Source organism: Agromyces humi, assembly GCF_009720255.1.
Lineage (GTDB): Bacteria > Actinomycetota > Actinomycetes > Actinomycetales > Microbacteriaceae > Agromyces > Agromyces humi.
Genome location: NZ_WJSP02000607.1, coordinates 1 through 1,503, shown reverse-complemented (window position 1 = coordinate 1,503; position 1,503 = coordinate 1). Strand labels below are relative to the sequence as shown.

Sequence of the window (1,503 nt, the reverse complement as noted above, 5' to 3'; positions counted from 1 at the left end):
CGCGGGTGATCGAGCGCAACGGGGCGGCCGTGCTCCTCGAGCGGGCCACCGGCCGCCGCGACCTCGTGGCCATGGTCGAGGCCGGGCAGGACGACGAGGCGACGCGGATCATCTGCGATGCCGCCGCGCGGATCCACGCGGCATCCGCCGACGTGTTGGACGCCGACGATCCGCCCGAGCTGGTCGACCTCTCGACCTGGTTCCGTCACCTGTTCTCGCAGGGCCGCGAGCTGGGCGCCTTCCATCGCCGGGGCGCCGACGTCGCCGAGCGGCTCCTCGCCGACCCGCGCGACCCCGTCGTGCTGCACGGCGACCTCCATCACGGCAACGTGCTCGACTTCGGCGAGCGCGGGTGGCTCGCGATCGACCCGAAGGGGCTCCTGGGCGACCCGGCGTTCGACGTCTGCAACCTGCTCTGCAACCCGTCGCACGAACGCGCGCTCGAACCCGGTCGGCTCGAACGGCAGTTCGGCGTCGTCGTGGCGTCGACGGGGTTCGAGCCGGCACGACTGGCCGACTGGCTCGTCGCCTGGTGCGCGCTCTCGTCGACATGGTTCGCCATCGACGACGACCCGCGCCTGGCGGCGTCTGCCGCGGCGATCGGCGAGCTCGCGCTCACCCTGCGGTGAGCACGACGGGCGGGCGCGTCGCCCAGCCCCGCACGAGCTCCTCGCGCAGGGTCACGCCCGTGCCCGTGGCATCCGGCACCCGAAGCTGCCCGCGATGCTCGCCGGCGGGGTCGCCGAGCACGAACGGCTCGGTGACGTCCTCGGCGAAGTAGCGGGCCGACGCCGAGGTGTCGCCCGGCAGGGTGAAGCCCGGCAGTGCCGCGAGCGCGACGTTCGCCGCACGGCCGACCCCCGTCTCGAGCATGCCGCCGCACCAGACCGGCACGTCGAGCGCGCGGCACGCATCGTGCACGCGCAGCGCCTCGAGGTAGCCGCCCATGCGGCCCGGCTTGATGTTCACCACGCTCGTGGCGCCGCGATCGATCGCGTCGACCGCGGTGGTGACGTCGAGGATGGACTCGTCGAGGCACACCGGCGTCTCGCACGCCTCGGCCAGGCGCACGTGCGTGGCGAGGTCCTCCTCGGCGAACGGCTGCTCGATGAGGAGCAGGCCGAACGCGTCGAGCTCGGCGAGCAGCGGGATGTCGTCGGCCGTGTAGGCGGTGTTCGCGTCGACCTGCAGGAGCCCGGCCGGCCCGAGCAGCTCGCGCACGGCACCCACGGGCACGAGGTCCCAGCCGGGCTTGATCTTGAGCTTGATGCGGCGGTAGCCCTCCTCGACGTAGCCGGTGACCTCGTCGAGCAGCTCCTCGAGGGTCGGTGCGATGCCGACCGACACGCCGCAGTCGACCCAGTCGCGGGTCGCGCCGAACAGCTCGCCCATCGAGCGGCCCTGCGCGCGCAGCTCCGCGTCGAGCACGGCCGCCTCGAGTGCCGCCTTCGCCATGCGGTGGCCCGCGACGAACGCGAGCGTCGGGGCCACGGATGCCGCCAG

2 protein-coding genes are annotated in these 1,503 nt (G+C 73.7%); one reads left to right on the top strand and one right to left on the bottom strand.

Going from position 1 to position 1,503, the window contains the following annotated elements:
- The coding region (locus GH736_RS22780) for an aminoglycoside phosphotransferase family protein (protein WP_159607279.1) at nucleotides 1–629 on the top strand (629 nt) is incomplete at its 5' end.
- On the opposite strand, the gene menC is transcribed toward GH736_RS22780, so the two are convergent.
- The coding region (menC, locus tag GH736_RS22775) for an o-succinylbenzoate synthase (RefSeq protein WP_159607277.1) at nucleotides 616–1,503 on the bottom strand (888 nt) is incomplete at its 5' end. The genes GH736_RS22780 and menC overlap by 14 nt on opposite strands.